The 12,992-nt window shown below is 53.7% G+C and carries 13 protein-coding genes; 5 read left to right on the forward strand and 8 right to left on the reverse strand.

Features of this window, described 5'->3' with window-relative positions; all coding sequences use genetic code 11:
* Genes rpe through OR1_RS07315 form a run of 3 tightly spaced genes read left to right on the forward strand, consistent with a single transcriptional unit; the run spans position 1 to position 2,169 of the window.
* Positions 1 to 666, forward strand: a complete 666-nt coding sequence (rpe, locus tag OR1_RS07305; RefSeq protein ID WP_041970978.1) for a ribulose-phosphate 3-epimerase — start codon at positions 1 to 3, stop codon at positions 664 to 666.
* Entirely contained in the window at positions 644 to 1,246 is a 603-nt protein-coding gene (locus tag OR1_RS07310; protein ID WP_082002851.1) for a CoA pyrophosphatase, read from the forward strand. Before rpe ends, OR1_RS07310 begins: the two co-directional genes overlap by 23 nt.
* Positions 1,237 to 2,169 carry a diguanylate cyclase gene (locus tag OR1_RS07315; RefSeq protein WP_041970980.1) on the forward strand — a complete coding sequence of 311 codons (933 nt, stop codon included), beginning with the start codon at positions 1,237 to 1,239 and terminating at the stop codon, positions 2,167 to 2,169. Before OR1_RS07310 ends, OR1_RS07315 begins: the two co-directional genes overlap by 10 nt.
* A gap of 26 nt (positions 2,170 to 2,195) precedes the next feature.
* On the opposite strand, the gene OR1_RS07320 is transcribed toward OR1_RS07315, so the two are convergent.
* The 6 genes from OR1_RS07320 to gatA form a co-directional block, all read right to left on the reverse strand.
* On the reverse strand, positions 2,196 to 2,849 hold the full coding sequence (locus OR1_RS07320) for an endonuclease III domain-containing protein (protein WP_041970981.1): 654 nt from the start codon (positions 2,847 to 2,849) through the stop codon (positions 2,196 to 2,198).
* Positions 2,846 to 3,040 (reverse strand): hypothetical protein, encoded by a 195-nt coding sequence (locus OR1_RS07325; protein WP_041970982.1) that lies wholly within the window; start codon positions 3,038 to 3,040, stop codon positions 2,846 to 2,848. Before OR1_RS07325 ends, OR1_RS07320 begins: the two co-directional genes overlap by 4 nt.
* A complete protein-coding gene (glnE, locus tag OR1_RS07330) occupies positions 3,037 to 6,213 on the reverse strand; it encodes a bifunctional [glutamate--ammonia ligase]-adenylyl-L-tyrosine phosphorylase/[glutamate--ammonia-ligase] adenylyltransferase (protein WP_041970984.1) in 3,177 nt (1,058 codons plus the stop codon). Before glnE ends, OR1_RS07325 begins: the two co-directional genes overlap by 4 nt.
* The gene (gene mtnA / locus OR1_RS07335; RefSeq protein WP_041970986.1) at positions 6,210 to 7,250 is read right to left on the reverse strand and encodes an S-methyl-5-thioribose-1-phosphate isomerase; all 1,041 of its coding nucleotides are present in this window, start codon (positions 7,248 to 7,250) and stop codon (positions 6,210 to 6,212) included. The genes glnE and mtnA overlap by 4 nt, the downstream gene beginning before the upstream one ends.
* A gap of 4 nt (positions 7,251 to 7,254) precedes the next feature.
* On the reverse strand, positions 7,255 to 8,694 hold the full coding sequence (gatB, locus tag OR1_RS07340; protein ID WP_041970987.1) for an Asp-tRNA(Asn)/Glu-tRNA(Gln) amidotransferase subunit GatB: 1,440 nt from the start codon (positions 8,692 to 8,694) through the stop codon (positions 7,255 to 7,257).
* A gap of 70 nt (positions 8,695 to 8,764) precedes the next feature.
* Positions 8,765 to 10,222 carry an Asp-tRNA(Asn)/Glu-tRNA(Gln) amidotransferase subunit GatA gene (gatA, locus tag OR1_RS07345; protein ID WP_041970988.1) on the reverse strand — a complete coding sequence of 486 codons (1,458 nt, stop codon included), beginning with the start codon at positions 10,220 to 10,222 and terminating at the stop codon, positions 8,765 to 8,767.
* A 189-nt stretch (positions 10,223 to 10,411) separates the two neighbouring features.
* Here gatA and OR1_RS07350 point away from each other — a divergent pair, with 189 nt between their 5' ends.
* Complete coding sequence (locus OR1_RS07350; protein WP_041970989.1) at positions 10,412 to 11,131, forward strand: Crp/Fnr family transcriptional regulator; 720 nt, start codon at positions 10,412 to 10,414, stop codon at positions 11,129 to 11,131.
* Between the two features lie 7 nt (positions 11,132 to 11,138).
* Here OR1_RS07350 and OR1_RS07355 read toward each other — a convergent pair whose 3' ends face one another.
* On the reverse strand, positions 11,139 to 11,492 hold the full coding sequence (locus tag OR1_RS07355) for a PilZ domain-containing protein (RefSeq protein ID WP_052440313.1): 354 nt from the start codon (positions 11,490 to 11,492) through the stop codon (positions 11,139 to 11,141).
* 215 nt (positions 11,493 to 11,707) lie between these two features.
* On the opposite strand from OR1_RS07355, the gene OR1_RS07360 reads away from it, so the two are divergent.
* Entirely contained in the window at positions 11,708 to 11,938 is a 231-nt protein-coding gene (locus tag OR1_RS07360; protein WP_041970990.1) for a hypothetical protein, read from the forward strand.
* A 103-nt stretch (positions 11,939 to 12,041) separates the two neighbouring features.
* Here OR1_RS07360 and OR1_RS07365 read toward each other — a convergent pair whose 3' ends face one another.
* Positions 12,042 to 12,965 (reverse strand): PLP-dependent cysteine synthase family protein, encoded by a 924-nt coding sequence (locus OR1_RS07365; protein WP_041970991.1) that lies wholly within the window; start codon positions 12,963 to 12,965, stop codon positions 12,042 to 12,044.
* Positions 12,966 to 12,992 lie beyond the last annotated feature (27 nt).

Below are 12,992 nucleotides of genomic sequence, written 5' to 3' on the forward strand. Positions count from 1 at the left end.
ATGAAGAAGATTGCGCCTTCGATTCTTTCGGCGGATTTCTCCCGCCTCGGCGATGAAGTGAAAGCGGTAACAACAGCAGGTGCAGACTACATCCACATCGACGTCATGGATGGTCACTTTGTCCCCAACATTACCATCGGCCCATTAATTGTGGAAGCGGTCCGCACGGTCACTGATCAGCCGCTGGACGTTCACCTGATGATTACCGACCCTGACCGGTATATTGCCGATTTCGCCAAAGCCGGCGCCGACATAATCGTAGTGCATGCCGAGGCCTGCAACCACCTGAATCGGACGGTTCAATTGATCAAATCTCTGGGGAAAAAAGCCGGCGTTTCTCTTAACCCGGCAACCCCGCTGCAATGCCTCGATTATGTCCTTGACGACCTTGACCTGGTGCTTCTGATGACCGTAAACCCCGGATTTGGCGGCCAGTCGTTTATAGATGCCTGCATCCCCAAGATTCAGACCCTTCGCGGCATGCTTGACCGAAAGGGGCTCGAAACAGAACTCGAAGTGGATGGTGGGGTGAAGATCGAAAACATTGCCAGGATCTCTCATGCCGGTGCTGATGTCTTCGTAGCAGGCAGTGCCGTATTCGGCAGCACTGACTACTCTGCCACAATTGGCGAATTGAAGCGACTTGCGCGCGAACCGGTACTCTGACATCTTTATCAGTCGAATCCGTTCCACCCTCGCATCGCGACTGCGAAAAGTGCTTCCTCCCGGCCCAGTCCCCGCTGCCGTGCTGGTCCCAGTTTTTCTCAAGGAGGGGGATTTTCACCTGCTATTCACCAAACGATCAGAACATCTCAACCACCATGCCGGAGAGATATCGTTTCCGGGCGGTGTATGCAACCCAGAGGAGCACCCAAGAGATGCGGCACTTCGCGAGACCTGGGAAGAGATCGGCATTGAGCCGGCGCAAGTGGATATTCTCGGCCCCCTAGACGATGTTTATTCGATTCACCACTATAATGTGACCCCGTTCATTGGCTTTATTTCAGACAAATTTCAATTAAAGTTAAACAGTTCGGAGATCGATAAGATAATTGATGTGCCGATAAAACACCTGTTGAACCCTTTTTTCTTCAGAATAGAAGAATGGGGCTGGCAAGGGAGAAACTATCCGGTATACTTTTACAGTTACAATGGCGACGATATCTGGGGGATGACCGCGGAAATCGTGATGAATTTTCTTGATGTAGCTTTTGAGAGGGGACCCCAAAACAGCCAATGTCAGTGAACATGCTGATAATAGATGATTCCGACAAGGTGCGGGAGCAGATTATACATACCCTTCAATCCGTGTCGTTCTGCGATCAATATCTTGAAGCCCGTGACGGTCTCGAAGGTTTCAAGATCCTTATCGACAACCCGACCATAGATCTGATCCTATGTGACCTTGAAATGCCACGGATGGACGGCTTCAAGTTCATCACGATGGTAAGATCGCGTGATGACCTGAAAAGCATCCCGGTTATCATACTTACGGCGCGGGAGACCCGTGAACTGAAGATAAAGGGGCTGGAGCAGGGAGCAAGCGACTATGTAACAAAGCCGTTCGACCCAGGAGAACTGGTGGCTCGGGTTAAAGTGCAGTTAAAACTCAAACTGCTGCAGGACGAACTCAAGCGCTCCAACGAAATGCTCAAGGAGCTTTCCAACACAGATCCGCTCACGCAACTGTTCAATCGCCGATACATGATGGAGGTGCTTGACCGGGAGATTCAGCGAACCGCACGTAAAGGCTCGCCTATTTCGATTCTACTTATTGACATCGATCATTTTAAAAAGGTTAACGATACCTACGGGCATCAGCTGGGAGACGTGGTCCTGGTCAATGTTGCCAATGTTATCAGGAAATACCTTCGTACTTATGATGTTGCTGCACGTTACGGAGGAGAAGAGTTTGTCGCCATTCTTCCTGAAACACCCCTCGACGAAGCGATTACGGTTGCGGAGAGAATCCGTGCCGCCACCCAGCAGTCCAGTTTTTCCAACAAGCTTCAGAGTCTGAAGATTACGATCAGTATCGGAGTGGCCACCTTCCCGATGCCTGGTCTCGATTCAGTTGACGACCTGATTAGAATAGCCGACGAAGGGTTGTATCGGGCAAAATCCGAAGGTAGAAACCGTGTCATAACCCTTCAGCAGGTAACACACTAGCACCACCCACTGCAATCCTCTGCAATTCAATTACCCGGGAAATTACATATCTCCTGTAAAACACAGGCACTGCAGAATGGCCTTTTCCGGCAATACTCCTTGCACTGCATCACAATAAGCGCGTGGTATTCATTGTAAAGGGCAGGGTCACTCTCCAGCCGCGACATGAATAACGTGCGGATCTCCTCGTAACCCGAACCTTCCCCAATAATCCCGAGACGCGTGAAAAGCCTGCCGGTGTAGGCATCGACGACAAAGGTCGGATAATTCCCGGCATAAAGCAGAATTGAGTCACATGTTTCGCGGCCGATACCATGTACGGCCAGCAGTTCATCGCGAGTGGAAGCCAGCGGTTCGGCAGACATCAGGTCGAGGCGACCGGCGTACCTTTCCCAGAGCCAGTCAACAAAGCACTTCAACCTCTTGGTTTTGACATTTAAAAAACCGGCTGGGCGAATCAGCTCAGAAAGGCGATCCTGCGGCAACGCCCGGATACCTTCGGGTGTCAGGAGATCTTCCTGTTTCAGATTCGCCAGAGCCTTTTCAACATTTGCCCAATTGGTGTTTTGGGTAAGGATTGCCCCGACGCAGACCTCGAAAGGGGTATCAGCCGGCCACCAGCGGCAGGGGCCGAATCGACGGTAGAGCCGCTCGTAAATATCAAGGAGAAGGCTGGTCATCCCTGGGTCATGGCCCGGAGGAACTCTTTGCAGTCGCTGAGCTTCCGCTCCAGCCGGAAAAGTTCCTCGGGGGTGTAAACCGCTTCTCCGCGGTCAATTTCGGCTTCAAGGGCGTGGATCGACTCCAATATGTCGGGCTGGCGATTTGCTGGTTCCTGCAAACCGAGCAGATAAAGGTTTTTCCCGCTCATCCCCCACCCCCCAGGATCCGGTGGTAAACTTCACGGACCGTGTCGGTCACCTGTTCGTACTCCTGCATTAAGACAGTTCCCGGATTTTTGAGCTTCGGGTCATAGCCAAGACGCAGGGCGAGCTTATTCAGGTAGCTTTTTGACCCACCGAGATCATTCATCGAATAATCGTGGATTATCCGGAGCCTGTTTTCAAGACGACGGAGGAATTTATACCCATTTATCAGGGCATCACCGTCTTCTTGGGATAATACCCCGTCCGCCCGCAATGCCTTGAGAGAGACCAGGGTGTTGGTATTGCGAATTTCCGGCAACCCGTGACCGTGACTCAACTGCAGGTATTGGACAATAAACTCCACATCCACCATACCGCCCCGGCCGGTCTTGATGTTGTAGTTTCCGGCACTCTCCCGGGCAATCTCGTTTTCCATCCGCATCCTGAGGCGATGGATCTCTGGGCGGACCGACTCATCGATACCGCTTCCGTAAACCGATTGCCGCACCACTTCTTCTATCGACTCCGCCAGCAGTTCTTCGCCGAGCACTACCCTCGCTTTTGTCAAGGCTTGACGCTCCCAGACCTGCGCCTCCCGGCGATGATACTCCCGAAAAGAATCCAGAGAGGTCACCAGCGGACCGGCGTTGCCGGACGGCCTGAGACGGGTATCGATCTTATATACATACCCTTCCCTGGTCTGAGTGGTAAGAATCATGATGATCTTCTGCCCCAGCTTGGCGAAATATTCATGATTGCTTATCTGTTTTTCGCCATCGGTAAATCCCTGATGATCAAAGATGTAGATAATGTCCAGATCAGAATGGTAATTGAGCTCTCCGCCACCCATCTTACCCATGGCCAGAATGGCAAACGAGGCAGGTTTTACCTCTCCGGAGAGGTCGGTAAACGTCGGAGTGCCGAAACGGGAGAGTTCTGTCCTGGCTAGATTGAAGGCTGCGGCCAGGCAAACCTCGGCAAGGCTCGTCAACTGAGTGGCAATCTCAGTCTGGCCAAACTTGCCGTAGATGTCATTCATCCCAATCCGGAGAAATTCCTCGTGGCGGTATATCCTGAGGACGTCAAGTTGCTCTTCGAGGTCAGAAGCCTTGTTCAGGAGCGCCGCAAGTTCCTCCTTCATGAAGTCGGGCTCTTTGAGGGCAGCAGCATAGGTCTTTGCCACCATGCTGTCGAGAATTTCCGGGTGGCCGATGAAGATCTTAGATAGGAACTCCGACACGCCAAACATTGACACCAGGAGCTTCAACACCTGCCGGTTCTCTGCCAACAAGGCATAAAACGTTGACCGCGAACCGACTGCCGAAAGAAACCGCTCGAGGTTGGACAGAGCCATATCCGGGTCCGGAGAGGCAAATATCTCCTGAAGGAGCAGTGGGGCAATCTTTTCGAGAATTCGTCGCGCCCGCTCGGTCAGGTTGGCCCGTATCGGGCCGTCGCGCAGGATCAGCAGATTGTTGTATGCCGAGTCAACATTCTCGAAACGGCGCTCCGCAAGCATGTCTTTAATAAGATCGGAGTCGGCGCGATGATCGAAGAAGGTGTACACATCGGGCCTGACCTCTTCGTGCAGTTTCTGGTCGCGCTCCAGGAAGAGCCCGCCGTAAATCGCCGAGACATTATTTCTGTGGCCCTCAAGGGTCTGACGAAACCGCTCGACCCCGTTTGACCGAAGAAATCCGCACCTTCTGGCCAGTGCTCCATACTCGTCATCCTTGCGGGGCAAACTGTGGGTCTGACGCTCCTGAACCACCTGAATACGGTGCTCCACAGTCCGCAAAAACCGGTATGCCTCGCACAGGTCATAATGATCGTCATCTCTTATGATCCGGGCGTTCTTAAGCACTCCAAGCGCCTTCAACGAATTGCGCTCCCGCAACATCTTGTTTTTTCCTGCATAGACAAGCTGAAGCGCCTGGATAAAGAATTCGATCTCCCGGATTCCACCGCGGCCGAGCTTGATGTTGTATTCACCTTCACGTTCGCGGGCAAGTGAGGCATCAATCTTCTTTTTCATCCCCATCATATCCTCGATCAGGTTGTAATCGAGATACTTGCGATAAATGAATGGTTCAATGGCACTGAGGAATTTTTCACCCAGATCCAGGGAACCGGCAACCGGCCTCGCTTTCAGCATTGCCGAACGCTCCCACGACTGCCCCCACAGTTCGTAGTACACCTCGGCAGACCGAAGCGATATCGCCATGTCGCCGCTCTTTCCCTCCGGCCGCAGCCCCAGATCGACCCTAAAGACGAACCCGTCGTCGGTCACGTGAGAAATGGCCTTGGCAATCATCTCGGAGAGTTTCACAAAAAAAGCATGCAGCGAAATTATGCCACACTTTACCCCACTATCGTCGACAACTCCGCAAGTTTCACCTTTGTCCGATGAGTAGAGACAGATAATGTCTATATCGGATGAGAAATTCAACTCCTGGCCGCCAAACTTTCCCATCCCGAGAATTGTTAGTTCCGCGGGCTCCAGCCCCTGCCCGGTTTCCATCAACGGCTCGCCATGCTCCGCAACAAGGGCTCTTCGGGCAACATCGTGCGCAGTATTGAGGGTAGCCTCTGCCAGCAGAGTCAACTCCATGGTCACTTCTTCCAAAGGAGCCAACCCTGCAAGGTCTCTTGCGGCTATCCGCAAAATCTCCGCATACTTGAAACGTCGGAGAATAGGCAAAAGGGCAGGGTAATCCGCGGGTTCCGCCACAAACCCTTTAAGAGCGTCAAGGAGTTCCCCGGGCTGCCGGGAACGGTCAATTCGCCTTTCGATGAAGAGTTCCCTGAAATACGAAGGGTCGCGACAGAGGATATTGGTAAGGAATGGAGAGGCACCACAGATGACCAAAAGCTGGTTGAGCCTGGTTTTTACGGAACAGACCGACTGCAGCTGGTCATGGGGGACAACGGCGGAAACCCGCTCCAGCCCGTTCAGAGCCATATCAGGAAGAGAGGTAGCCAGAGATTGCACAGTAATGGCGACCAGCACGTCAACAGAGAAGATTTCGGACAATAGGCGCAAGTTCGCTGCCGACCTGGCGGCGAATACGAATCCGCGTGACTCCAGCACCTCGGTCAGGAGCTGGTCCGACTCAGGCGAAACAGGCTCCTGCAGCACTTCGGAAAGCCTGGCAATAAAATCGGCTACCGGGCTCATCCCTTTGCCAGAGCAGCGAGAGATCCCGTGTAATCACCATGCGCCACACCCTTTTCCGTTATGATTGCGGTAACATACCGAGCCGGCGTCACATCGAAAGCAGGGTTTTGTACCTTAACCCCTTCGGGAGCGATCTGTACCCCTTTAATCTGCGTTACTTCCGTTATGGGCCGCTCCTCGATCGGTATTTTTTCTCCGCAGTCAAGCGTTAGATCAAGAGTCGAAATCGGGGCAGCTACATAAAAAGGAATCCTGTGTTCTTTTGCCAGAACCGCCACGCTGTAGGTGCCGATCTTGTTTGCGGTGTCACCATTTGCCGCGATCCGGTCCGCCCCCACCACGCAGCAATCAATCTCCCCTTGCTGCATGAGCCAGCCAGCCATATTGTCGGAGATGAGCGTTACCGGTATGCCGTCCTTCATCAATTCCCATGCCGTAAGCCGAGCCCCCTGCAACCAGGGGCGGGTTTCGTCCGCAATAACCTTGATCTTCTTACCGGCCTCGTGCGCAGCCCTGATTACGCCCAGTGCCGTACCGTACCCCGCGGTAGCAAGTCCGCCAGCGTTGCAGTGGGTAAGGACTGTGGCACCGGCCTTGATCAGTGGTGCGCCGTTGGCGCCAATGGCCTTACAAATCTGCAGGTCTTCGCTTTCAACGGCAATCGCCTCAGCCTTCAGGATCGCCCTGATCGAGTTGATATCTCTATCGCGATGCGCTTCGGCAACCCGCTTCATCCTTTCAATTGCCCAGAAGAGATTGACTGCCGTTGGTCTTGTCCTGGCGATGACATCGCAGACATTGGAAAGCTGGCGAAAGAACGACTCGTGGGTGTCGGCGATAATATCCCTTGCCCCCAGCGCAACCCCCATGGCAGCGGCAACGCCGATTGCCGGCGCACCGCGGATTATCATCCCGCGGATCGCTTCGGCAACCCCCTGAAAATCCGAGTACTCGTTGTACACCTCTTCGGAGGGGAGACGGGTCTGATCTATCATTATTACCCTGTCGTCGCGCCATTCTATGGTTCGGAAAGACATTGCTCTATCCTTTCAGCTTCTTAACCAGCAGATCGTTCACCACCGCCGGGTTGGCCTTACCCTTTGAGGCCCGCATGACCTGGCCGACAAAGAAGCCGAACACCTTGTCCTTGCCGCCCCGGTACTCTTCCACCTGACCCATGTTGGCAGCCATGATCTCGTCGATGATCTTTTCGATCTCGCCGGTGTCAGAGACCTGAACAAGCCCCTTCTCCTCGACGATCTTCGCCGGCTCGCCGCCGTTCTGCCACATCTCGTCAAAGACCGTCTTGGCGATCTTGCCGGAGATAGTCCCCTTTTCGATGAGCGCCAGGAGCGCGGCCAGTTGTTTCGGTGTCACCGGGCAGGCAATGATCTCCAGGCCGTTATCGTTCAGTCCCCGGGTCACCTCTCCCATGATCCAGTTGGCGGCCATTTTGGGTTGCGAACCTGCGGCAAGACACGCCTCGAAGTATTCGGCAAGTTCACGGACTGCGGTAAGAACTTCGGCATCATAGGGAGTCAGCCCCATCTCTGACTGGTAGCGCAATAGCTTTGCCTCAGGCAGTTCCGGAAGCGAAAGCCTCGTATCCTCCACCCAATCGTTGGAGATCACCAGCGGCACCAGATCCGGATCAGGGAAGTAGCGGTAGTCGTGCGCCTCCTCCTTGCCTCTCATGGAGCGGGTTTCGCCCGTGTTGGGGTCGAACAGCCGGGTCTCCTGCACTACCTTGCCGCCATCCTCGATCAATTCGATCTGGCGCTCGATCTCGTATTCAATCGCCTGCTTGACGAACCGGAACGAGTTGACGTTCTTGGTCTCGGTCCTGGTCCCGAACCGGTCCGAACCGATGCGCATCACGGAAACGTTGGCATCGCAACGAAAACTCCCCTCCTCCATGTTGCCGTCGCAAATCCCGAGATACACCACGATCTGGTGGAGTTTTTTCAGGTAGGCAACTGCTTCGTCGGCAGTTCTGATGTCCGGTTCGGAAACGATTTCCAGCAAAGGGGTGCAGGCGCGGTTAAGATCAACGCCGGAACCGCTGCCGAGGCCGGGGATGTCGGAGTGCACCAGTTTGCCGGCGTCCTCTTCCATATGGATGCGGGTAATGCCGATTCTCTTGGCGCCCAAATCGGCGTCTATGTCCAGGTGTCCCTTTACGCAGATTGGGAGTTCGTACTGGCTGATCTGGTAACCCTTGGGGAGATCGGGGTAGAAGTAGTTCTTCCTCGCGAAGATGCTCCGTGGCGAGATGGCGCAGTTGGTCGCCAAGCCGGCCTTGATGGCGTATTCAACCACCTTTTTGTTGAGCACCGGCAGAGCGCCGGGAAGGCCGAGACAGACCGGGCAGGTCTGGGAGTTGGGAGATGCGCCGAACTGCGTGGAGCAACCGCAGAAAATCTTGGTATTGGTTTTCAGCTGAACGTGGACTTCGAGTCCGATTACCGCTTGGTATTTCATCTGTTATTCTCCGGTATTCGTCGTAGAGGCGCCACAAATAACGCCCAAAAAGACACGATAAAACGTGCCTCTACAGTTTTGTTTTCTGCTTGCACCATTCAGTTGCCTGCTCGAATGCGTAGGCGGCGTGGATTATGGCCTCCTCACCGAAGGGGCGGCCGACGAGTTGCAGGCCGATCGGGAGACCGTCCCGGCTCATGCCGGCAGGGACGCTTATACCGCACGTTCCGGCCAGGTTTACCGGAATGGTGAATATGTCGGAAAGGTACATCTGCAGGGGATCGTTGACCTTCTCCCCGATCCTGAATGCCGGTGTCGGAGCAACCGGGGTCAGGATCACATCGACGTTCTCGAACGCCTGGAGAAAATCTTGCATGATCAGGGTCCGCACCTTCTGCGCCTTCAGGTAGTAAGCATCATAATAGCCAGACGAGAGGGCGTAGGTGCCGAGCATGATCCTGCGCTTAACCTCTGGCCCAAACCCTTCCGAACGGGTCTTCATGAACATTTCCAAGAGGTTTTTCGCCTCCGCTGCCCGGTGACCGAACCTGACCCCTTCGTACCGAGCCAGATTAGAGCTTGCCTCAGCCGTTGCGATCAGATAATAGCAGGCAACCGCGTAGTCAGTGTGAGGGAGCGTTATTTCGACGATCTCGGCTCCAAGCCTCCGGTAGGTCTCAATCGCGTTCTCCATGACTTTCTGGACATCAGGGTCGAGTCCTTCGATAAAATATTCTTTGGGAAGAGCGATCTTCATCCCTTTCACGTCGGGGAGCAGGGCCTTCGTGTAATCAGGCACCGGCATTTCCACGCTGGTTGAATCGAGCGGGTCATGCCCGGCAATCGCACCGAGCATGATGGCGGCATCCGTAACATCACGGGTAAGCGGGCCAACCTGATCGAGAGACGAGGCGTAGGCAATGACTCCGTAACGGGACACCCTGCCATAGGTGGGCTTGAGCCCCACGCAGCCGCAATGTGAAGCCGGCTGGCGAATGGACCCGCCGGTATCTGTACCGAGGGTTGCGGTTGCCTGTTGTGCGGCAACGGCTGCGGCAGAACCGCCGGAAGAGCCCCCCGGGATGCACTCAAGATTCCAAGGGTTTTTTGTCGGTCCAAAAGCGCTGTTCTCGCAGGAAGAACCCATGGCAAATTCGTCCTGGTTAAGCTTACCCAACATCACAGCACCGCATTCCTTCAACTTGAGCCATGAGGTTGAATCGTAAGGAGGAATATAGTCGGCAAGCATCTTGGATGCACAAGTGGTACGGATGCCCCTGGTGACAAAAATGTCCTTCAGCGCCAGCGGGATTCCGGTCAATGCGTGCAGATCGCCGGTAGCGATCCGCCGGTCGGCATCTTCAGCCGACTTTAGCGCTTCCTCTGCGGTTATCGTAATGAAAGAGTTGACCTTCGCATCCGTCGTCTTAATTCGGTCGAGGCACCCTTTGACGGCCTCAACAGCAGAGGCCTTCCTGCTTTTCAACAGTTCATGCAACTCGTGGATAGTAAGCTCATAAAGTTCCATCTGTGCTCCTTGGCGGGCAAATCGGTGCTGCCGCATTTTCAGTCAGAGCGGAACTATAGCAAATTATCCATGGAAATGCATCATTCAAGAGCACTGATTGCGGCTGAGAGCCTTTACCTCTTGCTGAAATCGTGTACACTCATCGCAAAATAATCAGCCAATGTTCAAATCAATAATCGGATGGATTACATGGATACCGTGCAAATTCTAAAAAAATCAATGCTCTTTTCCGGCCTGTCCGAAGAGCATCTGTCCGACGTAGCGGCGATTTCCAGCAGGCGCAGTTTCGGGCGGGGGGAAACTCTCTTTTCTGAGGGGGATACGGCCAACGGCTTCTATCTTCTGGCGTCGGGAGGGATGAAACTCTGCAAGATCTCGCCGGACGGGCGAGAAAAGGTTCTTCACTTCGTGCATCCCGGCGAGACGTTCGCTGAGGCCGCCTTCTTCGGCGATGGGCGCTACCCTGCCGAAGCAAGGGGGATCGAGAAGGGAGAGACGCTGTTTTTCCCAAGGGAAGGTTTCATGGGGTTACTGGAACGCGATCCGCAGTTTGCCCTCAATCTCATCGTGTCACTGTCATTGTTGCTGCGACGCTTTGCCCGGCAGATTGAGGAACTTTCCTTTGCCGAAGTGCCTAACCGGCTTGCCGCCTATTTATGTGAACTGATCGAAAGAAAATCAACAAGTTTCCAGGGCAAGACTTACTTGGAGTTGGAGATGAAAAAGGGGGAACTGGCATCGCGGCTGGGAACCGTCAGTGAAACACTCTCCCGAAGTCTCAGAAAATTCCGCGAAGAAGGGGTCATGGAGGTAGAGGGCAACAAAGTAATCGTTTATGACCTTAACCGATTGAAAGAACTGGCTAAGGGGCAAAAAAGACCGGAAACACCCGGCGCCCATCAGCAATAAACTGCTTTCAAACAGCGGCCTGGCAGAGTTCGTTTCTCATCCGGCAGGCTTCACCGGCACACTCCGAATCGTTGCCGAGTGTCTGCTCAAGGAAATCGACGGAGATCTTTTTGAAGTTGAGCCCAATGCCATCGTCGGCAACACGCACCACCTTCCCCTCAAGACTTAAAGAGAGATTGCCGTTACTGCCGGCGAAAGAGAGAACTATCCCAACCGTTTCATCAAGCGGAACTTTTTGATCGGTCTTTACGAACAACCCTTTCAGGCTCAAATTCTCGACAGTGCCTGTAAAAGAACTGCCTTCATGGCTGACGAGAACCCTGGCATTGAAATCCATTCTGCTGAACTGTCTGTTATCCACGGAGCGTATTACCTCCTTTCCCGGTCATTGTTTACTGCTACCTATCGTCAGCAAACCAAATTTCTTAAGAAATTAATGAAGTGTTTCGTTAATCCCTACATATTGAATGGTTATAACAGATTCAATCTTATGATGGCAAGTTAAAGAGTCGAGCCATATTGCCTTCAGAAAATTATTTGATAAAGTTAGTCGCAACCCAACTCAAGGAGTTTCAAATGAAAAAAATGCTTTCTGTCGTAGTATCAGCTCTAGTGGCCGTATCCTTCGCCGGCATCGTCTGTGCAGCCGAGCCTGCCGCTGCACCGGCAGGCATGCCTCCGGGACATCCGCCGATCGACAAGCCGGCTGAGAAAAAAGCGGCCCCGAAGAAGGCCAAGAAAGCCAAAAAAGTCAAAAAAGAAGTCAAGAAGGAAGAAGCTCCGGCTGCGGCCCCTGCAGCAAAGTAACTTTACCGACAATAGAAAAAGCCGCTTCGTTACCGAGGCGGCTTTTTTCTTTTGACCTGCGTGGGAGAGCACCTTAAGTTCATACACACCCACATTAAAGCGCTTATGGAGGGCACGAACCGCAAACCGAGCGGAACAGAGAAGTGCTGAGATACCGGTCTCCGCGATCCGGTAAAAGAGTGACAATCGTCCCGGCCTCCATATCCCTGGCAACCGCCAAGGCCCCGGCAACTGCGGCACCACTGGACATGCCGACAAAAAGCCCCTCGCGCGTGGCCAGTTCGCGGGCCATGGCAAATGCATCCTCGTCCTGCACAGTCAGCTTAAGATCAAGCGCACCCTCGCTGTATATCTCGGGCACAATCGCCTCCTTCATGTTCTTCAACCCCTGCACCCTGTGACCAAGTCTTGGCTCGACACCAACTATTCTTGTTCCGGGCTTATTCTCCCTGAAGTAGCGGCTTATCCCCATTAATGTGCCGCTGGTCCCCATCCCGGCAACAAAAGCATCTATTTTGCCGCCGGTCTGGCGCATGATCTCCGGACCGGTAGTCTCGTAATGCGCCAGGATATTGTTCGGGTTTGCGTATTGGTTCGGCATATAATACCGTTCCGGATCCTCTTCCAGAATCCTGTGAGCAAGCCTTATTGCGCCATCGGTCGCTTCATCATGAGGAGAAAGAACCACTTCAGCGCCAAACGCCTCAAGCACACTCCGGCGCTCCATGCTGACACAGGCAGGCATGACCAGTTTCACCCGGTAGCCTTTTGCCGTTCCGAGCATGGCCAGGGCAATCCCGGTATTTCCCGAGGTTGGCTCCAGGATCGTCTTTTGTTTCGTCAACTCTCCGGACTCTTCGGCCTTGGTGAGCATATAAAGAGCAGGCCGGTCCTTGACCGACCCTCCAGGGTTGTTCCCCTCAAGCTTGGCGAGAATTCTGACATTTGCAGAGGGGGCCAGTGAATGTAATTCGATCAGTGGGGTGTTGCCAATGTTGTTGACCAGGGAAAATTGGTTGGAGCGCATAGAAGTATCAATCCTTCCGAATGCAGA

Origin of the sequence: Geobacter sp. OR-1 (assembly GCF_000813145.1) — a bacterium.
GTDB lineage: Bacteria > Desulfobacterota > Desulfuromonadia > Geobacterales > DSM-12255 > Geoanaerobacter.